We start from the raw sequence: 22,336 nt of genomic DNA, 5'->3' as shown, positions 1-22,336 counted from the left end.
TATCGCTTTCCGGGGGAGGGGAGCGTTCCTGCCGCCGAGCAACGGACGTCACAGGACGGCACTGGTCTGTCTCCTGGACTTCAAGGATTCGACAAGGTGTTCCATTTACAGGGGATGGCGGGTTAAGGTCGGTCCGAACGATCTTGTACGGAGGTGTCCGGATGGAAAACACTGCGGCCGCCCGCCGGGGCCGCCCCCCAGGTCCTCGCGCCGCCCACGGGGAGCTGACCAGCCGCCAGTCGGCCATCGTCCGCTACATCACCGAGACGGTCGCCCGGCAGGGCTACCCGCCGTCGATGCGTGAGATCGGCCAGGCCGTGGAACTCGCCAGCACGTCCTCGGTCGCCCACCAGCTCATGGCCCTCGAAAGCAAGGGCATCCTCTACCGCGACCCGCACACCCCCCGCGCCTATCGGGTACGGCCCTCGTGGGCACCTGACCTGGACCACAGGAGCGACACCGCGGTCAACGTGCCGCTCGTCGGACGCATCGCGGCCGGCGCGCCACTGCTCGCCGAGGAAATGGTCGAGGACGTCTACGCCCTGCCCCGCCAGGTCGTCGGCGACGGCGACCTCTTCGCCCTGACCGTGTCAGGCGACTCGATGATCGACGCGGCGATCTGCGACGGCGACATCGTCACCGTCAAACGGCAGGACAGCGCCGACCATGGCGACATCGTCGCCGCGCTCCTGGGCGACGAGGCGACGGTCAAGGTGCTGCGCCGGCAGGACGGGCGGGTGTGGCTCATGCCGCGCAATCCGTCCTACGAGCCGATCCCGGGCGATGAGGCACGGATCCTCGGCAAGGTCGTCGGTGTTCTGCGCATTCTGTGAACATCCCGGCTGCGGCCACGCCAAGCAGCGTTCGGAGGGACCGCCAGCCTGACCGCCAAGCGGCCGGGCATCCGGGGGAGACCGTGCCCAGGTTCGGGGGCCAGTGGCCGGGAGCCGTCGAGCGATTCGGACGTCACCCCAGCCAAGCCGAGTCGGCCGACCGGCGCGTGGGCGAGGCGAAAAGGGCGAGAGTCCCAGCAGGCCCAAAGAAGGCGACGACTTCGAGCCCACCGAGTACCAGCGCCGGCTGCGCGCGAACGTGCGGACCCTCGAGTACAAGGCTTCGGACCCTCGCACCGACGTGGTTGGGATTATCCCCGACCGCAGCGCACTGATCCGTCTGGTCGGCGCGGTGTCTGGCCGAGCAGAACGACGAATGGAACGAGACCCGCCGCTACATGGGCCGCGAACTCCTCGCCACGGCCCTCCTCCACCCGATCGATGGAGAGACCGATGAGCTTCTCCTGGAGGAACCCTCATTGGAAATGCGGCCCCGAGTAACCCTGGGGGCCGCATGGCTCAGTCCGCTGGGCCGTGGACGGCGAGGTCCTGAAGGCGGGCGGACGTGCCGTCACGCTGCGCACGCCACAGCCCATACTTGGCCAGTAGTCCGTTTGAGACGGTCAGCAGATTCTTGTACGGAGGCGCGGCCAAACCCTTTGATGTGTGAGGTGCGTAGATGGCGCCCTCCTCGGTGACGGTGAGCCAGCCGGTCAGCGTCCGCATTTCCAGCCCGACGCACTGCGGTTGGAAGGCGTGGGCAAGGAAGCCGGCTCTACGGCCGCCCTGCGGGAGCAGTCCGCGAGGTATGTCGAGGTGCAGTCCCGCGCCGTCGTGGCTGGTGACTTTCACCGGGACAATGACGGGAAAGCCATCCGCCCCGCGGTAGGCCAGCAGCCGATGCGGCAGCCGGCGGATCTTACGCGCGACCGTGGTGACGTCGACGCGTGGGCCGGTACCGTTTTTCGGTGCCTTCTGTTCCGTTGGTAGGTGCGGCCAAGCGGCGCCCGTGACCGCTCTTGCGCCTCGGGCTGCCAGGTCTTCCCACACGGCGACACGCGCGAGTTCGACGTCGACGAAGACGCGCTCTTGGTGATATTCACGCAGTAGCCAGTCCCACAGCGGCCCACGCCTGGTTTCGCCGAGGAATGGCTCAGAGGCCTGCATCAGCTCGGCCAAGCGCTCCGGCGATGGGCTCAGGTCGACCGACGCGGTTCCCTGGGCGAGCACGTACGAGCTGCTCGCGGCAAAGCCGTGCTCACGTGTGTGATAGGCCAGGGAGACATGCGGGTTGTGCAGGATCCGTTCCAGTTTCCTCGGGAAACCGAGCGAGGTGGTGAACCCGACAAGGCCGGCCTCTCGGTTTCCGAGGCCTACCGGCGAGACGCTGGTGACCACAGCACCGCCGGCCGGAGTGACGTAGGCGACCGCAACGGTGAGGTCGCCGTTGATCACGGCGTCTGCCGCATCCGGCCACCTGAGCGGGGAGGTCATGCGCCGATCCCGCGGAGGACACCCAGATCGGTCGCTGCTTGGAGGCGCATGACGGGGACAAGCGGGCGCACCGGCTCCGGCAAGCCCGAAAGCACCAGTTCGACTTCCGCGGGTGTCCCCACTTCGTCGAGGAAGCCCACCATCAGGTGTCCGGCTACGGGTGGAGTGCTCGCGATCACTCGCTGTGAGAAGTCCTCCCACTCCGCTGGGCTGACATGGTCGCGCAGCGCCGGGAAGAGGATGGGCTCTTCGTGGGTCAGGTGGTCGTGCACAGTGTCGCGTACCGTCACGGCCGCGTCGTGCAGCGCGGCACGAACTGTCGCGTCACTCGTGTCGTCATCGTTGCCGCCGGGCCTGGCCGTCTCACTCGTATTGCCGCCGGCTTCGTTGCCGTTCACGGCGACGGCGGCCAACTGATCGAGTGCCGCGTCAAGTCGTTCATGCTCTTCACTGAGCGAGTCGAGCTCGTGTGCAGCGGCGGGCGCAGTCGCGATGATCCGAGGCCACAGGTCGTGATCCTCGGTCGCGTGGTGATGGCGCAGGTTCACGACGAGGAAGTCGCGCAGTTGTGCCAGCGCGCTGAGCGGAACCGAGGGGCTGAGGGCCGCCTCGGCCAGCAGGGTGGTGGCCGCTCGGTGGACCTCATGCGCGAGCCGGGTCTCAACGACTGCCGTTGATTCCGTAGGGGGAGTCATCATGATGAGGAAACCTATTCATTAGAGGGGGTTATTGTCAATATAAGTACTTACTGTGCAGGAGGTATACTCCTTCAGTGACGACCCGCAAATATCACTCGACTCAGCGCCTCAACTCGGCGGCTGCCACGCGTGAGGCCATCCTGAGCAGCGCGCATGCGCTCTTCCTGGAGCGCGGATACGCCGGGGTGACGGTCGGCGAGATTGCGGAGGCGGGAAAGGTCGCAGTGCCGACCGTGTACAGCAGTGTGGGAAACAAACCCAGCATCCTGACGGCCCTGCTGGAGCCGGCCCTCAGGGACCCGGCCATCGCCAACACCCTTGCCGCGGTCGAGGCCAGTCACGAACCGCGCACCGTGATCGAGTTGACGGCCGAGGGCACCAGGCTCACGCATGAGCGCCATTGGGAGCTTGTGTATGGGCTCTTCTACCGGAATCCGCCGGGTGAGCCCGCCGTGAAGGCAGTCCTGGACAAGGGGGCGGACGACTACGTCCAAGCCCTGACCCGCGTGGCTGATCGTCTCGTTGCGCTCGACGCGCTCCGCGCCGAGGTGAACCGCGCGGAGGCCATAGACCTACTGTGGTTTCACCTGGGGCCGCACGCCTGGATCACGCTCGTCGGCGAGCGTGGCTGGTCATTCGATCGAGCGCAAACATGGATCGCCGGCTCGGCCTGCCAGGCACTTCTGCGAATGAGTTCGATCTAGAGCCTGGGCTTCCTCACCTGGCCTTCAGGGGTGCCCGGTATGACTTCTGGAGGGAGCCGGCGGCGAGGGGGAGCAGTGCGGCGATCATCTTGCCCTTGACGGTGCTGAGGTTGCTGAGGGTGCTGGGGGTGCGGTTGAGTTCGATGTCGATGCGGGTGCCGCCGTCTTCGGCGGTGAGTCGGAAGACCCATCCGCCGCCGGGTACGAAGACCTTTGACTCGTGGCTGGTGATGGCGGCTCGTCCCTGTGTGGCGTCCCACTCGTAGCGTGTGCGTTCCCATGCGGCGGCGGTTCCCTCGGCCACTTCGGCCCAGGTGTCCCCGATCGCGTGGACCTTCAGGTGCTCGGACAGGCGAGGTCTTCGCCAAGGCGATCGCGAAGCACTTCGACCCCTCCGAGGTGGCCGTAATCCTCGGCGGCGTCGAGCTGAGCGCGGCGTTCTCGGCCCTGCCGTTCGACCACCTGATGTTCACCGGGTCTCCCGGTGTGGGCAAGCTCGTCCAGAAGGCGGCGGCGGAGAACCTCACCCCGGTCACCCTCGAACTCGGCGGCAAGAACCCCGTCGTAGTGGGCCATGACGCCGTCCTGTCCGACGCCGCGGTCCGCGTCGCGGGTTCCCGTCTGGCCAACGGCGGACAGTTCTGCCTCGGCGGCAGCGCAACGGGAAACGGCGGTCTGCCCCCGAGCCCCTCGGGGGCAGACCGCCGCACCCGGCAACCCCTCACAGCTCCGACCGCCACGGGGCGTTCACAGGTCGGGGGAAGCCGGCGCCGACGCGCTCCGCACATCAGCGCGTTGTCCTGGCGCTCGCCCGATAGCCCAACTCGCCCCCGCGCCTTCACCGTAAGGGTGGCGGCATGACCCGCGCGAGCACAGACCGCCGTAGCGCACTGGGGAGAACCCTCCACGTGTACCGATCACTTGTCGTCCTGACCTCAGCGCTCTTCGCGATCGGCACCGACGGCTTCGTCATCGCCGGCACCTTGCCGGAGGCCGCACATTCACTGGACGTGAGCGTGGCAACCGCGGGCTGGCTCATCAGCGCCTACGCCTTCACCTATGGCGTCCTCGGCCCGGTCACGGCGGCGCTCACCACACGCTGGCCGCGCCGCACCCTCTTCCTCACCGGACTCGGCGTCTTCGTCGCGGGCAACCTTCTCACCGCCCTCGTCCCCGACTTCGGCGTGGCCCTGGCCTCACGAGCGTTGGCCGGTCTGGGCGGTGCCCTGGTCACCCCCACCGCCATCGCCGCCGCGGCCGCGATCGCAGCACCGGAGCGCCGGGGACGTGCCATCGCCACCGTCACCGTCGGCCTCAGCGTCTCGACTGCGCTCGGCGCCCCCATCGGCACCGCGATCGGCAGTGTCACCGGCGACTGGCACGCCACCATGCTCTTCGTATCCGCCCTCGGCTTCCTGGTCGCCGTCGGTGTAGCCCTGCTCATGCCCACGACCCCCAGCCCTCCGCCGGTCCCGCTGCGCGCCCGCCTCGCCCCGCTCGCCGACCGCCGAGTCGGCCTGACCCTGCTGACCAGGCTCCTGCTGTTCACCGGCCTGTACACCGTCTACTCATACATAGCCGAGAGCCTGGACCGCGCCACCGGTAGCAGCGGCACCACCCTCGCGGCCCTGCTGTTCGCATGGGGTGTGGCGTCCACCATCGGCACCCTCGGCGCGGGCCACCTCGTCGACCGCCGCATCATCAACATCACGGTCGCCGTGCCGGCACTCGACTTCGCCCTGCTGCCATGGTCCAGCGCCCACCTGCCCACCACCGTCGTGGCTCTGGTCGTCTGGGGCCTGTGTGGCTGGGGCTTCTTCACACCGCAGGCGCACCGCCTGATCGGCGTCATGCCCTCCTCGGCACCCATGCTCACCGGCCTCAACTCCGCCACCTACGAGGGCGTCTCCCTCGCACCGCTGGTCGGCCGACTTGGCATCGCATGGGCCGGCGCCCACTGGCTCGGCCCCATCGCTGCCGTGCTCATCGTCCTCGCTCTCGCGACCGCTGAGGCGGCACATGTCGTGATCCGCCGCAGAAAGCCGCGCCCCACACTCCTGGGACACGCGGAGCTGACCAAGTCACCGGCAGCCCCCGCCGGGACCCCATGACCACGGCCAGCCATGCCCGGACCGCTTCCGGACACGGCTGGGACGCCAGGGCCTGCTCGGCCTCCCGGCAAGGGACATCGAGGAAGGCAACGCCTTCCTGCGAGAGCGCGCTCTCGCCTCCGACGGCAGCTTCATGGCGGGCACGACGGTGCTCACGACACGGGGCCTCACCTCGGGCGCGTCCCTGGCCTGGATGGAGAAGGCCTTCGCGGGCGACGGGAATGCACTTCTCGTTTGCAGGCCGCCGGCGGTGTAGTGGTAGCGGATACCGATGCTCCGTAGAGGGGGCGCTTCGGGCGAGGAATACGGTGGGCCTGCCGTCGAGGTGGGGCATTGCTCGGCGGCGGTCCGGGAGTGCTGGGCGCAGACGGGTGGCTGGGCGGTGCGTACGACGGCGTCGTCTGGGTGTACCTCGTCCGGGCCGGCCAGGAACAGGCAGCCTCCATTCCTCCAGGCGGGTCGGCGCAGATCTGGCAGCGCAGTTGTTCCATGCATTCGCTGCCTCGAGGGGTGCAATATCCGCCACCGTGGCCGTCCGGTGGGGGTGTTGTCGGTGCCGATGCTCTGGGAGCAGCGTCCCCACAGCACGCCGCGCAGCTCCTGGTCGCCGGGCGTCTCGTCCCAGTAGGCGAGTTGAAGGCGTCCGTCGGGTCCTTGGGTGCCGCGCAGAGAGGCGAGGAGGTCGGGGTGTACGCCTTCGCGGTCGGTGATGCAGGGCACGAGCCGCGTGGTGCTGGGGCTTGGGGGGACGGGCAGGCACGCGAAGGATCCCTCTCGATGGATGACCGTGCGCGATGACTGCTGAGTGGCCGGACCAACGACGCCCCACGCTGCCGAGTGCTGCGTCCAGTGGGGTGCGCGTGGTGCGATGGGCTGGGGCCCGCCCGCGGCTAGACCTGTCCAGAGGTGGGGGCTCGCGGCGGGGGTTGAAACCCCGTCCCGCCGGAGTCCGTCAACCCTGATCGGGTAATTGCCTGGCCGCCGGGGCGATACTGCGGCGCACCGCCACCGCCAACCGTACCTTCGCCGACTCCAGAGGACCTGGTCAACGCCGTCCGGCGGGGCCGCCTGCGCCAGCCCCAGTACCCGCCACGACGTCCTCGACGGCTGCCTCACAGGAGCTGGGCTGGTGCTCGGTCACACCAGGACGACATCACACCTCAAAAGTCAGCAAGTGTTCGCTGCCTTTTGCTATTTGACGCCTCATCAGTCACTAGTGTCACTGCGCCCCCCGGGCTATCATCCCGAAGTCTGTCGATCAAGGAAGAGGGAACCTCGAATGAGCATGCTCAAGAAGAGCCTGACGACGGTGGCTGTGGCCGGCGTGTTGTTGGGCGGCGCCTTTGCCACACCGGCTGCGGCGGCTGATCCCAATACTTGCCCGAAGGGGAACTTCTGCGGATGGTCAGGGACGAACAGGACTGGAACCAGGACCGTGTACTCCAAAGCGCCTGGCTGTTACCCCATCACCACTGCCCGGTCCGTCTCGAACCAGACGTCCTACCGCATAGAGTTCTGGCACATCACCACCGGCTGCGGCTACGGCACCCGGCTGGTCACTCTGGATCCGGCCCACTACTCGGACAATCCCGGCACCGTTACGGGTGTTGAAGTCTGGGGGAATTAGTTCTGCTGCCCTTATGACGGCGGCCGAACCTGAGGTACCCCCACGGTGCTCCGCCCGTCACGGGCGGAGCACTGCGCTTTGCGGCCGGATCTTGATGGCCGTATCCGTGGTGGACGGGTTGAGGGGCAGGAGCGGTGAGTTATGGGGGCTGGGTGAGCGTGGTGTGGGCGACGACATCGCTGTATTCGGGTCGGTTGTCCGGTGAGCGGCGTTCGGATGGCAGCGACCTGGCGGCCTGCTTCGGCCGGCTGCGTTCCCGTGGGCATGGATACCTCGAGGTCCGGTTGCCGGACGGTGACTATCCTCTGGCTGACCCTCGGCCTCCGCGGTGATCATGCGGTCGCCCATCTGTTCAGTGACACTGAGACGGCTTCTCCCCTCGTGAGAGACGGAACTGTCCCCTCAAACACCTTGGTTGACGTCCCGATTCTTGAGGACGTAGCAGAGTTCACGGGCGTTTTCGTCCTGGGTATCGACCGCGCCTGGACCCCTGTGTGCGACTTCATCCAGTCACGGGCGCCCAGCGATCTGGGCCCGTGGTCTGCGCTGTAACCGCGGAGTCGTACGACCAGGCCAGAGCCCCTCACGGACAGCCGCACTGAACGTCGGCGTACCGTCACGTGAATGAGTGCGGGTGGCCGCATCATGGCCGGACGTCGCCGGAAAGGTCCCCAGCCGGGCAGCGTTACCCGACCTCGGGTCTCCCACGCCCATCAAGCACGCTTGCTCTTGGACCAGGTTGACGCCCGCTCTCTGCCCCGGAGCAGGACCTGTCGCACAGCGGGTTGCGTCAAGTGCTGCGCTGAGTGTTGCTCCATGTGTTGCGGTGACTGTTGCGCATGCCTTCGTGAGCGGCCTACATTGCGGCTGTTCATCTCGCCCGTCGGAACGTGTTCGGGGCCCAGCGTCCACCTCTACACACCCCCTCGCGCCCCGTGACCAGCATGGAGACTCCGCGCCCGGCGCGGTACGCGCGTCCCGGTCCTCGCAGACAGTGACAGGACCTTCGGCTTTTTTGAGGGCCGTACTCGAACTGGTCGCACCCGTTCCCATCTGCTGGGTGTTCCGCCCAGGAGTCGAACCTGCGGCCAGCAGCGGAGCCCCTTGAAGGGCCAATCCCCGTGGCACGGTTCTTCTCGGTCTCCCCGCCCGTCGCAGGCACCACGTTCGTGAGTCAGTTCAACAGCGCGATGACGCCATTGTTTACCAGCGCCAGCAGGGTGAACCCGATGGCGCGCGCCAGGACGAACGGTGATTCCCGAGGCCACGGTGACGCGCACCTCGTCCGTGAACGTTCTTGAGGCGCCCGGCGTCACAGCGGTAACCGACCCCGAGGGAGTCACCATGACTGCCAGACGTTCCCATACTCGATCCGCGGCCACGGCCGCGCTGCTCGGAGCCCTGTTGTGCGTGACCACAGCCTGCGGGTCCTCGCCGTCCGCGCGATCTGCTGAACCCAACGAACCGAAGAGCACCTGGGAGGAACCTTCCTCGTACTCCTACACGCTGACGTCAAGTACCCAGGTCCTGGCTGGAACGTTCCGGGTGAAGGTGCGCAACGGCAAGGTGGCGGGCGTGGTCGGACTCGACGAGGACAGTCGACGCCAGGCACAGGATCTGGCAGGCGAAGTACCCACCATCGGGAAGCTGTTGAAGACGCTGAACCAGGCCCGCGGTGAGGACGCGGACATGGCGGAGGCGGACTATGCCGCCGACGGGCATCCCGTGCGGATCTCCTTGGACTGGGACAAGAACTCCATCGACGACGAAGCCCTGTACACGATCAGCTCCTACGAACCGACCCACGGCTAGCGCGACTCGCTGCTCCCCGGGGCAGCGATCCGCAGGTTCCAGCGGCCTGACCGGCCGGTGAGCTGGAAGGCAGACAGCGGCGGAACGTCGACACGCCAGAGCGATGGTTGCGGCGCGCCCCAGCGCATGGAGCAGTGCGGCGCGCGCCACGGCCTCGTCGACCACGGCCAGCGCCTGAACGGCAGTGGCGGGCAGTCCTCCAGCTATCAGGAAAGGCGTGGGGCGCTGGTGCGTGACTGCCGCGGCCGGCAGACCTGCCGCCTGCTGCACTGGCCGGCCAACGGCACCGGCCGACCGCCACTGACACTCAGGCGGCGGCCACCGCCGTTCAGTCCCGAGGCCCCAGCGCACGACTGTCGCCGGAGAGAAGCTGGCCGCCGTGCTGGTGGCCGAGCCGGCGCCTGCGGTGATCGCCCTCGATCAGGAGATCGCTGAGGCTGACGCCCTGACCGAGGGTCGGTGTCGCGACCACCCGCACGCCTGGACCATCCTCAGCATGCCCGGCATCGGCTCTGTGCTCGGTTGCCTCCACGCCACCACCGACCTCTACCGCCAGCGCACGTCCTTCGCCGTCGCCTTCGACGCCGATGTCGGACCTGGTGTCACCGTGTGTGGTTGCCGAGGGCATACCGGCTCCAGGTTCCGTCGGCTTGGGTGACCAGTCGGGTGGGCGGACTTGTCGTGGTAGCCGAGGGCTTGGGCAATGACGGAGGCTGGCCTGGGGGACGAGTTGACGGACAGGGGAAGTTCTGCCGCACTGTGGAGAGACGCCGAGCTCGTGTAGGTGGGCTTGGAGACCGCGACTGCCCGGATACATCGCGTCGGGTGATGCCATGCAGGAAAATCACCACTCGTTACAAACGAAAGGCCGCACGACAGCTGCGGATCCCCGGAGAACGAGATGGTCTCTCATTCCGCCGTGGCCAGCTCCACCGCCGAAACGACGTCGGCCCGGGTCGGCGCCCCGGAGGCGCGGCGCACGACGCGACCGGCACGGTCGAGGACGAGTACGGTCGGCGTGCGCATCAGATTGACGCGACGGACCAGGTCGAGTCGCGCCTCGGCGTCGATCTCCACGTGGCGCACGCCGGGCGTCTGGGCGGCCACCCCAGCCAGCAGGCGGCGGGTGCCGGGGCAGGCCGCGCAGAGGGCCGTCGAGAACTGCACCAGCGTTGCCCGCTCGCCGAGCGCCACCCCTAGCTCACCGGAGGACAACCGCAGTGCGTCGCGCCGGCCTCCGTCGCGCAGCCTGCCGTCACGACGGGCACGGACCAGCCCGAAGACGGTCGCGGCCGTCAGCGCGAAGGCGGCCACGAACAGCCCGGTCGGATCGCTCACGGTCACCTCACCCGTGGCTCAGCCGGGCCCGGCTGCGGACCGCGAGCAGGTAGAGCTCGCAGCCCAGGCAGTAGCCGAAGGCGGCGTTCAGGAAGGCCGCCGCGAGCGCCGCCGCGCTCGCGGCGATGCCGAGCCAGGTGGCACCGGACAGGTAGCCCGCCACCCCGACAACCGCGAAGCCCAGGCCGACCGCCTGCGCGAACCGCGGCGGCCGCTCGTCCTCGAGCTCCTGCGGCGGCCCGAGACGGGGCCGCACCAGTCGACGGTAGAGCCAGCCGTAAGGGGACCAGCGCAGTCCCAGAATTGCACCGAGGGCGAACACGACAGCCTGCGCCGCGAGCAACACGCCGCTGCCGGTGGCCAGGACCAGAAGCAGGACAAGGGTCGTGAGCACGGCGGCGAAGCGCGGCCCACGCGGGTCGAGTCGGACGGGCACACCGGGGGTGCGGTCAGGCATGAAGAACTCCGGGACGATACGAACGGATCCTGGCGATGTGGGCGCGCGGTCAGCGACACGCGGCGGACCACACCCGACCGAAGTCGATGTGAGCCCTGATAACCAGGAACGTCTCGGAGAACATGCCGCCATTGCAGCAGCCGCCCCCGCCGCGGTCAATCACCGCTCACCTGCTGGACATGAGGGCCGTCCACACGGGGGCGCGTAGGAACAGTCGAGAGAGCCCCAGGTGAGCTGGGCCAGTATTCGTCAGGCCACCGCGTCGTCCGCGACATCCGGTGTCACTGGCGTTCGGTGTCACTGGCGTTCGGTGTCGATTACGTTGAACGAGACCCACTCCGCGACCACCGTCGGATCGCGCGGAGCCGCGAAGCGCAGCAACAGACGTGCTTCTTCCTGGGTTTCCGTTCATCTGTCCGACCCCGCATGCCCGCCGCTGCTCCGCCACCCACGGCCTGAGGGGTTGGGCTCCCTCCTTCTGCTCGACGCACCCCGACGTTCCCGACGCGTTCCACGTACCGGCGCAATGCGGCCCAGTCGAGGGCAACGCGAAGCGCCTGTTCGACGCCCGCGACGCCGGGGGCGGTGACCAGGAGATGCGCGAGATCGTTGCCGAAGGGTTGAAGGACGTGTACTGCCGGGACGGCGGCACCCGCGCCATGGCGCTCTCGGACGTCGCCCTCACGGACATTGATCACCTCGACCTGGACTTCTCGGCCGGGGAGAGGTGGACGGTGAGGCGGCGGCAGCGTCCGTCGTCGGTCGTTCCGAGGGCATCCGGTCCTGGCTTTCACTTGGAGTGCTCGCGTACCCGTCGGTCCGGCGATACCGTGGTGAGACGCCCGATCGCCTTCCTGGAGCCCCGATGAGCGAACAGCCGGCCCCCTCCGCCGACACCGCCGTCCGGCAGCAGTTGGAGCCCGCGGCCGCCGACGCGGTGCGCGCGTACGCGGCCAAGACGCGGGCTGATGCCGACCGGTTCGCCGCCGTCCTGGAGGACATCGCCGAAAACGGGCTGCCCGCGGTGGAGGACTCCATCCCGTGGGAGGACCTGCGCGAGGCTCACCTCGCCCGCCTCACCGGCCAGCGGCCGGCCGTCGCCTGATGACACTTCCGCACGGCCCCCGCCGCGCCCGCATCGTCTTCTCCGACGCCGCCGCCAAGCAACTGGAGACCATCACCCGCGAGGCCGAACTCCACGCCCTGGACCGTGCCTTGGTCGTCATCTCCGTCGACCCCGACATCGGCGAGCCGATCCCCGGTGACACCGCCCGCCCGCAGTTGCGCCAGTACACCGACGAACTCGAGTCAGTCCGCATCCTCTACTTCGTCACCGCGCTGCGCACCGTCGTGGTCGTCGCCTACATCGAGGTGTAGGGCGGCGCCGTCCTCGACGAGGGCCAGTCGGCCGTGACGCCACCATCAGCACACCGGCACTCCTTTGTCGAGTGACGGTTCCAGCTCGTACGGGCGGTCTGTCCGACGGCCCGACAGGATGACGTCAGGAGCGATGCGTTCCCCTCCTCACCACGGCCGCCCCCCTGGCTGTTGCCAGCTGTTGCGCTCTGCTGTTGCGTCAGGTGTTGCCCGCGACCTTGCGTCCGGCTTCCACGTCACCCCAGGGTGCCAGCCGACGAACGCATGGTCGCAGTGCCGACATCCGGTGGGGTGGGCGCGCTGTCGGGGGACCGGGGCGGCCCGGTCTTGGGTTGCGCGTCGGCGACCGCCCGCGCGCTTTGGGGCCGGACAGCGGCCGGCGTGCCGGGACGGTGCGGAGCAGACGTGCTGCCCGCTCATGGCCAAGCCGGTGAAGAGATCGACGTGGAAGTCGACGTGGTCCTCGCCCTAGCCGCCGGGCTTCCCGTCCGTCACCCCGTCCCCCTCGCCGTCTTGCCCTGGCCTCAGGATTACGACAATAGCGGCCCGACATAGCCCGTACCCGCCGGTAATGACAGACCTGATATCGACATCCCGGGCAGGGGTCCGGGAACTGCCTCCGAACAGCAGTCCGACCTGCACAGATCGGTGGTGCAGATGCGGGCGTCCCCCGTTTGGCCCATGCTGAAGGTCCGCTTCTGCGCAGCGGCGACATTCCTCACTGCTTGGTCAGGAGGTGTCGTGATCGCTCTCGCCCTGCTCGTGCCGGTGATCCTGCTGCTGATGATGTTCGGCTTGGACGCGTTCGAGAACCACCTGTTTCCGCTGCCACCGGAAGAAGGGCCGGCCGAAGAGGATCCCTCTCCTGCACAGGAGAGCGCACCCTGAAGCGGCTGACCGTCGGTGTCGCGGACCGCGTCGGCCAGGCCCGTGGCGGGCTCGCGATGGGCGCCCGGAGGGTGGCGCTGAGGGCATCCTTGATGTCGTACTCGGGCGCGCCCCGTCCGGTGACCACGCAGACGACCACGCGGCGGTCGATGGACAGCCGATCTGGCTGGTCTGCGTTCCCGTTGCCGGTCACCGCCTCCTCGGCTGTCGTGCCACTCAGCCGTTACGGCGCCTCACACAGCCTGGCCGACGGGGCCGCGTAACCGCGCGATCGACGCGTCCTCCGCACCCCGGACCGGCACGGCATCTGCCGGATGGAGCTTGGTGCCGGTTGAGGTGCGGCCACCGGTGATCAACGGGGGGGGGTGGAAGACCAGCCGGTGGCCGCAGGCAGAGCGTAGGTCCCGCCCGCACGCGGGACCACGTCCGCACGCGCGACACGGCCCGGCGATCCCCCGTACGGCTCCGCAAGCGAGCGCCGAGGCATCGCTCCGGCCCGAAGTGTGAGGATCCCCGGGTCAGGTTCGCGGGTGCACCGCTCAACGACGCGAGGCCCGCACCGTGACCGTCCGGCGATTTCCGACGGAGGCGCCGGCCGTCATGGGGACGGCCACCCCGTGACCGACCTGCCGCCCGAACCGTGCCGTACGTCTCGCGGAGCAGGGCCCGGATCAGGCATCATCGGCGCGGATCCCTACGGTAGGGGGAGGTTCGCCGATCGAACTGTTCCGGCAGTCTGGCTCTGCCCGCCCGGGCTGGAGCATGACTGCGTCGCGCGCGTGGGAGCGAGTTCGGGAAGCACGGCGAGTATCGCTTCGGCGAGGCTCCTTCCGGCCGCAGTGCGTGACGGATTCCGAGTCGCCCCGCGCGGCGTGACGAGGCCGAAGTGCCCAGGTCACCGGGTGACCTGGGCACTTTCGTGCAGCCGCACACTCGGGGACCGAGTGACGCCGGGACCTCGACCACACCGAAGACCCCGGCACGGACACATTCGGACGCACACGCATGCCGGCCCTCGGCACCACCGTGACCAACACAGACTCTGTCCAGCACATTCAGACACGTCCGGACATCCGCACGACCGCCGGGCAGCGCCGTGCGGCGATGGGCGCTGCGCGGACCCCGCTGCTCCAAGTTCGCATTTCTGCCACGGTGAGGAGCGTGAGGGTGATCGAAGCGATTCCTCGGCCCTCCTTTCGCAAGGCACGGGCGGCCACGGCGGCAAGGAAGGCATAAGCGAGCACGGCTAAGGGCTGTCCCGTAATCCCTGGTGGATCAGCGCGCGGCGTCAGATGCGGTGCATCGCAAGGCGGAGGGTCGTCCGCATACTGGGCGTATGCGGGCGATCCGACAACGCGGCGAGGTGCCGTAGCTGTCGTCGTGCGCCCGCCGGGGATTACGGGACAGCCCTTAGGGGCCTGCAGAGAATCAACTTGCTGGCTCTGAGACTTGACGTCGCAGGTCTGCGCACTACGCGCCAGCACGTTGTTCTTCTGCAGGCCCCCGCCTCGATAGTTCATGAGTCCCTGTCGGTTTGCTGACGGGGACTCTGAATCTGAGCTTGGTCGGCTGCCGGATACTGACGCAAGTCAGCGGGGCGACGACGGCGGCCATTGACCGCGAGACAGGTCGTGATCGAGCAGCCGATCGCTGACGTCGCCCTTGTAGAAGAGGTCCGAGCCGAACTCGTCACCGAAGTGCTTCCCCAGCAGGGACGAGAACAGCAGGGCGGCCGACTGCGGCCGGTGGTTCATGACGAGTTGACTGGTCTCGCCCGCCTCGTTGAAGTACACGACGACGAAGTTGTAGATCTCGATTCCGTCCGGGCGGTAGATCTCGCTGCCACGGATGCGGGATTGGTAGTCCTCCAGGAAGAGCTCGCCGCGCTCGCCGTAGAAGCGGAAGTCCTGGAAGGCGTAGATGCTTCGCGCGAAACCCAGCAGCTTCGCCACCTTTTCCTTCCCGAGTACTTCGCCGTTGGCGAAGTTGCCCTGGAGGATGACGTCGTCGGCGAGATTGTCGAGCCAGTGTGGGTAGTAGGTCAGGTGCGGCGCCTGGTTCTTTGACCCGCCAGTGGGCTCGTTCGGTGTGGTCATGATAGTTGTCTCCTCGTTCCTAGATTGATTTGGCGTGTTTCCGAGCTCGGGACGTCCGGACATCCCTTGGCATTCACCAGTGCGGTGCGCCTTCGGCTATTTGCAGCTCCCCTCGTCCGAACGAGAAGTTCTCGCCAGGCACCGGAATGAAGGGGAAGGAAATGTCGCCGGGAGATATCGAGCGCCTCGGTGACCAGCCTGATGATCGTGGCGGTCACCTTGCGCGCGTCCTTCGGTGTGCGTTCCGGCCGAATTCAGTCTCTCCATACGTACGGATGCGAATGAAGTCCTGGCATTCGTAGAGAGTGTGCGCATAGGGCGGAATCGCGAGGACATCCATGACCCTGTGGATGGCCCCCTTGAAGACCTTGGACTCCAGCGTCACATCGTCGGAAAGTTTCTCCAGTCAAGGGGGATATTAATTCCTGCGCTATCGCGCCCGGTAGCCGCTGCCCAGAGATATCGGCGGCGTCGCGTAAGTCATCTTGCAGCCTCCCGTGATGAGCCAGCTCCTGCTTCGAGCGGACTTTCCGATGAACAGAATCACTCGACGAAACTATCGCTGTCCAACACAAATGCGAGACTGCCGCCATCTCGCTGAGAGATACTTCGGGGGCTCGCTGAGGGATTCTGGGAGGATGGAAGTGCGCTGGGGGCTGATCCACGCTCGGGCTGGACGCGACTGAGGCTGCGGAAGTCCTGGACCGTACGCCGGGAGAGCTGCGCATGGGGCGGCGCGCTCCGGTGTTCCGGTGCTCCGCACACGATGGCGGTGAGCGAGACGGTCATCGCCATCACCTGCACCCCGCAAGCAACGTTGAACGGTGCACCCCCGAGACACTCGGGTCCGGCCGAAGTCCCGTGTTCGGGTGCTGATATCTGCGTTCGGGTGCTGAACTGAAAAGGGAAGTTCGCCCGTGATCTGGGAAGGGGACGTTCGTGAAGTACGGATCCGTGGAGCGGCCTCACCGTGTGGCTGTCATCGGAGTGGGCATCATCGGCGCCAGCGTGGGCTGGAACCTGTCCCGGCACGGGGCCAAGGTGGTCTTCATTGACGCAGGCCTGCCGGGCGAAGGCGTCACGAACTGGTCGTTCTCCTGGGTCAACGCCAGCAACAAGACCGTGCGCAGGTCGTACTTCGACCTGAACGTCGCGGGCATGGCGACCTACCGTGAGCTTGCGGCGACCATCGGGCCGAACTCGTGGTGGTATCCCAGCGGCCACCTGCGCTGGGCGGACGAGCCCGCAGCCGAGGCCAAGTTCTTGAAAACCGCTGAACTATTGGCCGGCTGGGACTACCGGGTCGAGGTGTACACGGGGGACGAGGTGCGTCGGCGGTTCGAGCCCGCTCTCACGATGCCCGGCGATGTCCGGGTCCTGTTCTACCCCGACGAAGCCTGGGTGCACGGACGGCATCTCGTCAGCCGCCTGGTCGGCCAGGCCGTTGCATTCGGTGCCGAGCTCCGGACCCGCACCGCGGTCCGTGGCATCGGCACCGGTGCCGACGGGCGCACTCGGACAGTCGCTCTGTCCGACGGGAGCCGTCTCGACGTCGACACTGTCGTGAACGCGGCAGGCCCCAGCGCCTCCCATGTCGCCGAGCTGATCGCACGGCACTTGCCGATGCGCCGGGAACCCGGCGTTGTCACCCGGCTCGACTGTGCTCAGGCCCCGGTCCACCGGCCCATGCACGCTCCTCACGTCGAGATCCGTCCTGACGGAGACGCTTCGGTGGTCCTCCACAGCCGGGAGATCGACGCACTCATCGACACGGGCCCAGATCCAACGGAACTCGCGCAACTGCTCCACGACTCGGCGCGGCACGTCCTGCCCGAACTCGACAACGCCCGCATCGCACAGACACGGGTAAGCAACCGGCCCATCCCCGCCGACGGATTCCCCTCGGTGGGAGCGCTGCCGTCTGTGCCGGGCTACTACGAAGCCGTTTCTCACAGCGGCATCACGCTCGGGCCGGTCATCGGCCGACTGCTTGCTGCAGAGATTCTCAGCGGGAAGAGAGATGAGATGCTCGCGGACTTCCGCCCGGAGCGGTTCTCCCCGTGACAGCCTGAGACTCGGGTGTCACCACGCAAGGCGATGTGTCGCTGAGGAACGGCCCAATCGCAACAGGGGATGTCCGCTGTCCCGCAGGCTGAACCGACCGCGGTTCGAGATCACCCACGGAGCGGTACCGGTCGGGTGAACGCCGAGGTGAGGCCGAGACAGGACACGGCGGTGCTTGTCCGGGCACGATCGAGCGACGACCAATGACCCCCGTGGCCGCAGCGACTGTCCTGGCCGCCCTGGCGGCGGCCCCGGAAGCGTCGGCCGGCGCCTCGGTCCGTCCTGCGCTTGCCGAGGCTGCGTGCGCGACGAGGTACCGGGTTACCGGGAAGGTGGTCGCGTGCGACGGCCCGCATGGAGCGACGGCCCGGTCACCAGGCCGGACAGCTCGGTTGTCCACTACTTGCACCGCGGTGACGCCCTCGTGTCGTCCTGCCGAGGCGATCGCGCGGACGCAGAGCGGTCCGGGATACCGCAAGTGCGGCCGCGCCGGCTCCATCCGCGTGTGGTGCGGGGCGGCCAGATCGCAGCCACCTGGGTTGAACGCGTCTGACCGATAGACCGCCGGGCCCTGACGGAACGAGTCAGCTCTCGAACAGGATTCGGTTCGACTGGCTCCAGACCACCCTGCTTTCGCGCTCTTGGAGCACGCGCTCCGCGACCCAGGTCGCTTGGGGTTCATGACCTTGCCCTGCCAGCCAGCGGACGAATTCGATGTTCTCTTGCTGCCTGGCGATGACTGCATCAACCATGCCGGACGCCTTGGGCAGCATAGGCAGTACCGGACAGCTCCACACGCCTACGGGGTCGGGCGGTTCCGGGAAGTGCAGCCACCTCAGGCAATCGGCATCGCTGCGGAACGGAGCAACGTACTCGAGCGCGTAGGCCACGTCGTGCAGCCGCGGAGCCGAACGGGCGAAGTGCCAGTCGATGATCCCCACGGGCCGGTGTGCCACTGCCACACGATGTTCCACGGTCCGAAATCTCCGTGGCAGATCGCTTCGCCTCCCACAGGCACGACGCCCGTGTCTCCGGCCCGGAGCAAGGGACGCAGCGCTGTCGGGCCGTGCGTGGCAGCAGCTACAGTCTGCTTCGTTCGGCTCATGGCTCACCGGCGATTCAGCGACGCTGCCGGGGGATCAGGCCGCCCGGTCGCGGTTGCGCGTCGGCTGGGCCTCCGCGCTCACGCGCCGGACAGCATCCGGCACCCTGGGGGGAAGCGGCACGCAGGCCACGAGGAACAGCTCTGACAGGAGTGGCACGCCTCGGGAGCGAGAGCCAGGTGTCACCTACGCAAGGAGCGCATGGGCGTCCACAGTCCTTGGGAGCCCCGCTGCTGGGGCACGGAGCCGACGTGCTTCGTGGCGTACACGGCACAACCTTCGCTGTCCGTGACATCTGTGCTTGACGTCAGTGGGGGAGTGCCAGCCGCGAGATCGTCTGGTGTTGGACTGCGGTGCTGGTCACCATTCCAGCTGTGGAACGGTACAGGCCTTGGGCTTGAGACCGCCTGTCGCTGACGGAAAACAGGTGGGAGCTTCGCATTCGGCCTGGGTAAGGTCGGGCAATGCCCGAGCTGAAGCGCTTGCAGATCGGCCACGCCCCGGCGGTCCTGGCCTTCGAGCTGGCGAACCGCGCCTACTTCGCTGCCTCGGTCTCCGACCGCGGCGACGCCTTCTTCGACCAGTTCGCCGACCGATACGCCGCCTTGCTGGCTGAGCAGGATGCCGGCATCTGTGCCTTCTACCTTCTCGTGGACGAAGGCGGCTCGGTACTCGGCAGGTTCAATCTGGTCGACATCGAGGACCATACTGCGCAAGTCGGCTACCGGGTCGCGCAGTACATCGCCGGCCACGGCGTGGCGACCACGAATGTCCGCGAGCTGTGTCGGCTGGCGGCGGCCCGGCATGGGCTACGTACACTGCGGGCGGCGGCCGCCCGCCAGAACGCCGCCTCCCAGAAGGTGCTGGCCAAAGCCGGGTTCGTCCCCCTGGGACCCGCCGACCCGGCCCACCTCGGCGGCAAACCAGGCACCTGGTACGAGCGCGACCTGCTGCGCCAGCCGTCCAGCGAGATCTTGCCGGGCCAGCTGAGGGACAGTGACGGCCACCTCTGATCATCTGCGCGCGGCAACTAACGATCAGCCTCAAATTTTCTTACAGAGGGTCATGCATGTCTTCATGGCGCGACAGCGAAAGTGACAATACTTTCGTGAGGGGGCTTCTTTGAACTCGTAACACGATCTTGTTGGCGGGCTGTGGCTGATTCGGGGGTGCTGTTGGGTAGGGTGCCGTTCCCGGTGCCAAGATTGTCCACGGGCTTCGCCGGAGTCATGCCGGGATGAAGCTTGGCCACCAGGGTGGAACGTTCGCCGGGCACAGCGGGGCGGGGTAGGAGTCCGGCATGCCGAGCCACGTAACAAGGAACCAGGCGAACCACAGGGTGAAGACGACCCCTGCAATCAGGGCTGTCCTGCGATGACGTTTCCCGAGAGTGCTGTGCAGAATCACCCACGGAACCGCAGTGGCGACCCATATAAGAGGGGCAAGAAACAGCAACGTAAAGCTGTTGGCTGCTGCGTTGACGCCGATGTCACAAGCAGCCCATGCCCTTCCAATGGCAGCAGTGGTTCCCACCGCGGTCAGCCCACCGAAGAGGACCCCAAAGCCAGTTCCTCTGAGCCAGCGGGTCTCAGGGCTCGACGGCTCTGCTCCCACGATCTCCCCCGTCTCGCCGTAGATGCGCGGAGAGTACCAAGGTTCTGAAGGAGCCCGCTGGGGTCTTGGCCTGCTCTGACACCGGTCAGTTGTTCTTGGGCTTCCGAAGCCGTCTCCAGCAGATGAGGCTGCAGGCGAGTGAGCCGAAGGCGTCGTGAAGATCGGTGCGGCGCTCCCAGCGGACGGCCAGGCGCTTGAAGTGGTGGAGCAGGGCGAAAGTCTGCTCGACAACGTAGCGGAGCTTGCCCAGCCCCTTGATGTTTGGTGACCCCTTGCGGGAGATGACGGGCAAAGTCCGCCGATGACGCAGTTCGTCGCGGTGGGCGTTGGAGTCGTAGCCCTTGTCGCCGAGCAGAGCTTCAGGTCTGCGGCGGGGCCGACCGGGACGGCCCGCGACGGGCGGGACCCCGTCGACCAGGGCGAGCGTCTGGGTGACATCGTTGACGTTCGCCGCAGTCGTGATGACCTTCAGCGGGATACCGCGTCCATCGCAGATCAGGTGGTGTTTGCTGCCCGTCTTCCGCCGGTCGACCGACGACGGAACGGTGTCGGCTCCCCCTTTTTTCGCGCGGATGTGGGAGCCGTCCACGCAGGCTCTGGACCAGTCGAGTTCGCCGACCGCGTTCAGCTCGGCGAGCAGAATGCGGTGCAACTGGTCGAAGACGCCGGCCTGCTGCCAGCGATCCAGACGCCGCCAGCAGGTCTGTTCCGAGCCGAATCCCAGCTCCAGCGGCAGGAGTTGCCAGGCTATGCCGTTGTGGAGGACGTACAGGATGCCCTGCAGACACAGCCGGTCCGCCACCGGCTGTGGGCCCGGTGACTTCTCCGGCCAGGGCGGCAGCAGCGGTTCGATCAGCGCCCACAAGTCGTCGTCCACGATCCACGGCCGAGTACTCACAGATCACGAACGGCCGAATCTTCACACCGGTCACGCCTCACCCGGAAGCTCCAACAAGAGCGTGTTACGAGCTTTACGTGGCCAAGCGATTCACGCCTGGCGGAGTGTTCGCGTTCTCGCACCGGGAGCCGGCCGTCGGCCAGTACGGTGCGCAGCAGATGGGCGGCAAGTGGCTGGAGGGCCGCGAGGACGAGGTGATCGTCTACCGCTGGCAGCACACCGCAGTTCAACGGGCCGACATCCTCAAGCGGCACGGCTTCACCAGCATTGAGGCGGAGGCCTTGCCGCACCCAACCCTGCGTCGCTCGGTACTCTCCTCGTCCGCGCCTGAGTCCCAGGCTGATCGCCGGTCTCACTGCTGGCGGCGTCCAGGCGCCCCGCTAGTCTGCCCCGGGTGTGGCTGATGTCATGATCTCGCGAGTGTCCGGCGTGGGTCCGGCGCGTGGGACGGAGCCCATGAATCCGTATTTCGCCCTACCTCTTCTTGTCGTGGCGTTGCTTGTTGCTGCTGCTGGTTTCGCGGCGGTTACGCGTGGCTGGGTGCTGCCGATGAATCGTCGTCGTGTCCGTAGTCCTCGCCTGTATGGCTGGGGCCAGTTGGTGGTGGCTTTTGCTCTGTGCTGGCAGTTGGTGTTCGGGATGCTGATGAGTGACCCCGGTACCCGGATGCTGGGGACCTTGAGCGGTGGCGTGATGCTGCTGGCCGGCGTCATCGTCATGATGGCGGGCCAGCTCACGCGCGGTGGGCGAAGAGGCGGCGGCATGTCTTGAAGGGGTGCGGAGGCGGCCGGATGGCGGGGGCAGGTCCACCGGGCGAGCCGGCCCTGGAGTGCTACCGGAAGAGCACGTCGTCGATCAGCACCGCGATGCCCGGGGGGATGACGGGTTTCGCCGACAGTCCCCACGATTGGCAGTTTTCACCGGACTGGGTCTACTGCGCACCGACGACGTGACAGCCTTCCCGGTCACCGAACCGGCGGGCTCCATCGCCAACTCTGTATCCGTGGACGGTCGGGAGGGACGCTGTTCCCCGCGTCGGGCGCGGTCCGTGTCGTGTGCCGGGTGCGTGGTCGGCTGGGTGGTGTGTGTCGGTGGCCGCCAGTGTTGGTGCTGTCGGGTGGTGTGGTGGTGTGCCGGTACCCCGTGTGGTCGGGGTGTGGTGTGGGGGTGGCAGGATGGGGGCTATGAGCAACGTTTATTTCGATATCAGCATCAATGGCGC

At 67.4% G+C, this 22,336-nt stretch carries 22 protein-coding genes and 2 pseudogenes; 16 read left to right on the top strand and 8 right to left on the bottom strand.

Going from position 1 to position 22,336, the window contains the following annotated elements; translation table 11 throughout:
• Positions 1-161 precede the first annotated feature (161 nt).
• Together lexA and ACFV0T_RS38230 are read left to right on the top strand one after the other, a co-directional pair.
• Positions 162-833 carry a transcriptional repressor LexA gene (lexA, locus tag ACFV0T_RS38235; protein ID WP_385789550.1) on the top strand — a complete coding sequence of 224 codons (672 nt, stop codon included), beginning with the start codon at positions 162-164 and terminating at the stop codon, positions 831-833.
• A gap of 238 nt (positions 834-1,071) precedes the next feature.
• Positions 1,072-1,264 (top strand): annotated as a pseudogene (locus ACFV0T_RS38230) (transposase); the annotation flags it as partial.
• 88 nt (positions 1,265-1,352) lie between these two features.
• Here the strand turns inward: ACFV0T_RS38230 and ACFV0T_RS38225 are convergent.
• A complete protein-coding gene (locus tag ACFV0T_RS38225) occupies positions 1,353-2,327 on the bottom strand; it encodes a hypothetical protein (protein ID WP_385789548.1) in 975 nt (324 codons plus the stop codon).
• Positions 2,324-3,025: a hemerythrin domain-containing protein gene (locus tag ACFV0T_RS38220; protein WP_385789546.1), complete on the bottom strand. Its 702-nt coding sequence runs from the start codon at positions 3,023-3,025 to the stop codon at positions 2,324-2,326. Before ACFV0T_RS38220 ends, ACFV0T_RS38225 begins: the two co-directional genes overlap by 4 nt.
• Before the next feature lie 74 nt (positions 3,026-3,099).
• On the opposite strand from ACFV0T_RS38220, the gene ACFV0T_RS38215 reads away from it, so the two are divergent.
• Positions 3,100-3,729, top strand: coding sequence for a TetR/AcrR family transcriptional regulator (locus ACFV0T_RS38215; RefSeq protein WP_385789544.1), 630 nt, complete (start codon positions 3,100-3,102; stop codon positions 3,727-3,729).
• Positions 3,730-3,742: 13 nt separating this feature from the next.
• Here ACFV0T_RS38215 and ACFV0T_RS38210 read toward each other — a convergent pair whose 3' ends face one another.
• Positions 3,743-4,033 carry a hypothetical protein gene (locus tag ACFV0T_RS38210; protein ID WP_385789542.1) on the bottom strand — a complete coding sequence of 97 codons (291 nt, stop codon included), beginning with the start codon at positions 4,031-4,033 and terminating at the stop codon, positions 3,743-3,745.
• A 95-nt stretch (positions 4,034-4,128) separates the two neighbouring features.
• On the opposite strand from ACFV0T_RS38210, the gene ACFV0T_RS38205 reads away from it, so the two are divergent.
• The 5 genes from ACFV0T_RS38205 (at position 4,129) to ACFV0T_RS38185 (ending at position 9,937) form a co-directional block, all read left to right on the top strand.
• The gene (locus ACFV0T_RS38205) at positions 4,129-4,590 is read left to right on the top strand and encodes an aldehyde dehydrogenase family protein (protein ID WP_385789540.1); all 462 of its coding nucleotides are present in this window, start codon (positions 4,129-4,131) and stop codon (positions 4,588-4,590) included.
• A 47-nt stretch (positions 4,591-4,637) separates the two neighbouring features.
• Positions 4,638-5,840, top strand: coding sequence for an MFS transporter (locus ACFV0T_RS38200; protein ID WP_385789538.1), 1,203 nt, complete (start codon positions 4,638-4,640; stop codon positions 5,838-5,840).
• Between the two features lie 1,279 nt (positions 5,841-7,119).
• Positions 7,120-7,467: a peptidase inhibitor family I36 protein gene (locus ACFV0T_RS38195; protein WP_385789536.1), complete on the top strand. Its 348-nt coding sequence runs from the start codon at positions 7,120-7,122 to the stop codon at positions 7,465-7,467.
• Between the two features lie 1,344 nt (positions 7,468-8,811).
• On the top strand, positions 8,812-9,279 hold the full coding sequence (locus ACFV0T_RS38190; RefSeq protein ID WP_385789534.1) for a DUF6174 domain-containing protein: 468 nt from the start codon (positions 8,812-8,814) through the stop codon (positions 9,277-9,279).
• A 379-nt stretch (positions 9,280-9,658) separates the two neighbouring features.
• A complete protein-coding gene (locus tag ACFV0T_RS38185) occupies positions 9,659-9,937 on the top strand; it encodes a hypothetical protein (RefSeq protein ID WP_385789532.1) in 279 nt (92 codons plus the stop codon).
• Between the two features lie 251 nt (positions 9,938-10,188).
• Here ACFV0T_RS38185 and ACFV0T_RS38180 read toward each other — a convergent pair whose 3' ends face one another.
• Complete coding sequence (locus tag ACFV0T_RS38180) at positions 10,189-10,617, bottom strand: thioredoxin family protein (RefSeq protein WP_385789531.1); 429 nt, start codon at positions 10,615-10,617, stop codon at positions 10,189-10,191.
• 7 nt (positions 10,618-10,624) lie between these two features.
• On the bottom strand, positions 10,625-11,074 hold the full coding sequence (locus ACFV0T_RS38175) for a DUF4395 domain-containing protein (protein WP_385789529.1): 450 nt from the start codon (positions 11,072-11,074) through the stop codon (positions 10,625-10,627).
• 548 nt (positions 11,075-11,622) lie between these two features.
• Between ACFV0T_RS38175 and ACFV0T_RS38170 the strand changes: the two are divergent.
• From ACFV0T_RS38170 to ACFV0T_RS38155, 4 genes and pseudogenes are all read left to right on the top strand, one after another.
• Positions 11,623-11,787, top strand: a pseudogene (locus ACFV0T_RS38170) (XRE family transcriptional regulator); the annotation flags it as partial.
• A 152-nt stretch (positions 11,788-11,939) separates the two neighbouring features.
• Positions 11,940-12,179 carry a hypothetical protein gene (locus ACFV0T_RS38165; protein WP_385789527.1) on the top strand — a complete coding sequence of 80 codons (240 nt, stop codon included), beginning with the start codon at positions 11,940-11,942 and terminating at the stop codon, positions 12,177-12,179.
• Positions 12,179-12,451, top strand: a complete 273-nt coding sequence (locus tag ACFV0T_RS38160) for a hypothetical protein (RefSeq protein ID WP_385789525.1) — start codon at positions 12,179-12,181, stop codon at positions 12,449-12,451. Before ACFV0T_RS38165 ends, ACFV0T_RS38160 begins: the two co-directional genes overlap by 1 nt.
• Before the next feature lie 741 nt (positions 12,452-13,192).
• Positions 13,193-13,339, top strand: coding sequence for a hypothetical protein (locus tag ACFV0T_RS38155; protein ID WP_385789523.1), 147 nt, complete (start codon positions 13,193-13,195; stop codon positions 13,337-13,339).
• Positions 13,340-14,928: 1,589 nt separating this feature from the next.
• Here ACFV0T_RS38155 and ACFV0T_RS38150 read toward each other — a convergent pair.
• Positions 14,929-15,435, bottom strand: a complete 507-nt coding sequence (locus tag ACFV0T_RS38150) for a hypothetical protein (RefSeq protein ID WP_385789522.1) — start codon at positions 15,433-15,435, stop codon at positions 14,929-14,931.
• A gap of 939 nt (positions 15,436-16,374) precedes the next feature.
• On the opposite strand from ACFV0T_RS38150, the gene ACFV0T_RS38145 reads away from it, so the two are divergent.
• On the top strand, positions 16,375-17,499 hold the full coding sequence (locus ACFV0T_RS38145) for an NAD(P)/FAD-dependent oxidoreductase (RefSeq protein WP_385789520.1): 1,125 nt from the start codon (positions 16,375-16,377) through the stop codon (positions 17,497-17,499).
• A gap of 584 nt (positions 17,500-18,083) precedes the next feature.
• On the opposite strand, the gene ACFV0T_RS38140 is transcribed toward ACFV0T_RS38145, so the two are convergent.
• The gene (locus ACFV0T_RS38140) at positions 18,084-18,473 is read right to left on the bottom strand and encodes a hypothetical protein (RefSeq protein ID WP_385789518.1); all 390 of its coding nucleotides are present in this window, start codon (positions 18,471-18,473) and stop codon (positions 18,084-18,086) included.
• A 593-nt stretch (positions 18,474-19,066) separates the two neighbouring features.
• Here ACFV0T_RS38140 and ACFV0T_RS38135 point away from each other — a divergent pair.
• Positions 19,067-19,615 carry a GNAT family N-acetyltransferase gene (locus tag ACFV0T_RS38135; protein WP_385789516.1) on the top strand — a complete coding sequence of 183 codons (549 nt, stop codon included), beginning with the start codon at positions 19,067-19,069 and terminating at the stop codon, positions 19,613-19,615.
• 686 nt (positions 19,616-20,301) lie between these two features.
• On the opposite strand, the gene ACFV0T_RS38130 is transcribed toward ACFV0T_RS38135, so the two are convergent.
• On the bottom strand, positions 20,302-21,114 hold the full coding sequence (locus ACFV0T_RS38130) for an IS5 family transposase (protein WP_385789515.1): 813 nt from the start codon (positions 21,112-21,114) through the stop codon (positions 20,302-20,304).
• 77 nt (positions 21,115-21,191) lie between these two features.
• Here ACFV0T_RS38130 and ACFV0T_RS38125 point away from each other — a divergent pair, with 77 nt between their 5' ends.
• Together ACFV0T_RS38125 and ACFV0T_RS38120 are read left to right on the top strand one after the other, a co-directional pair.
• The gene (locus ACFV0T_RS38125; RefSeq protein ID WP_385789513.1) at positions 21,192-21,518 is read left to right on the top strand and encodes a hypothetical protein; all 327 of its coding nucleotides are present in this window, start codon (positions 21,192-21,194) and stop codon (positions 21,516-21,518) included.
• 52 nt (positions 21,519-21,570) lie between these two features.
• Positions 21,571-21,885: a hypothetical protein gene (locus ACFV0T_RS38120; protein ID WP_385789511.1), complete on the top strand. Its 315-nt coding sequence runs from the start codon at positions 21,571-21,573 to the stop codon at positions 21,883-21,885.
• Positions 21,886-22,336: the final 451 nt, after the last annotated feature.

Origin of the sequence: Streptomyces sp. NPDC059582, from assembly GCF_042735715.1 — a bacterium.
In the GTDB taxonomy this organism is placed as follows: domain Bacteria; phylum Actinomycetota; class Actinomycetes; order Streptomycetales; family Streptomycetaceae; genus Streptomyces.
This window is presented reverse-complemented; position numbering and strand designations above follow the sequence as displayed.

What these genes read in the sequence shown, in the direction of transcription:
- lexA (WP_385789550.1), top strand. Translation starts at nt 162, where the DNA reads ATGGAAAACACTGCGGCCGCCCGCCGGGGCCGCCCCCCAGGTCCTCGC.
- ACFV0T_RS38225 (WP_385789548.1), bottom strand. Translation starts at nt 2,327, where the DNA reads ATGACCTCCCCGCTCAGGTGGCCGGATGCGGCAGACGCCGTGATCAAC.
- ACFV0T_RS38220 (WP_385789546.1), bottom strand. Translation starts at nt 3,025, where the DNA reads ATGATGACTCCCCCTACGGAATCAACGGCAGTCGTTGAGACCCGGCTC.
- ACFV0T_RS38195 (WP_385789536.1), top strand. Translation starts at nt 7,120, where the DNA reads ATGAGCATGCTCAAGAAGAGCCTGACGACGGTGGCTGTGGCCGGCGTG.
- ACFV0T_RS38190 (WP_385789534.1), top strand. Translation starts at nt 8,812, where the DNA reads ATGACTGCCAGACGTTCCCATACTCGATCCGCGGCCACGGCCGCGCTG.
- ACFV0T_RS38175 (WP_385789529.1), bottom strand. Translation starts at nt 11,074, where the DNA reads ATGCCTGACCGCACCCCCGGTGTGCCCGTCCGACTCGACCCGCGTGGG.
- ACFV0T_RS38165 (WP_385789527.1), top strand. Translation starts at nt 11,940, where the DNA reads ATGAGCGAACAGCCGGCCCCCTCCGCCGACACCGCCGTCCGGCAGCAG.
- ACFV0T_RS38160 (WP_385789525.1), top strand. Translation starts at nt 12,179, where the DNA reads ATGACACTTCCGCACGGCCCCCGCCGCGCCCGCATCGTCTTCTCCGAC.
- ACFV0T_RS38150 (WP_385789522.1), bottom strand. Translation starts at nt 15,435, where the DNA reads ATGACCACACCGAACGAGCCCACTGGCGGGTCAAAGAACCAGGCGCCG.
- ACFV0T_RS38135 (WP_385789516.1), top strand. Translation starts at nt 19,067, where the DNA reads ATGCCCGAGCTGAAGCGCTTGCAGATCGGCCACGCCCCGGCGGTCCTG.
- ACFV0T_RS38120 (WP_385789511.1), top strand. Translation starts at nt 21,571, where the DNA reads ATGAATCCGTATTTCGCCCTACCTCTTCTTGTCGTGGCGTTGCTTGTT.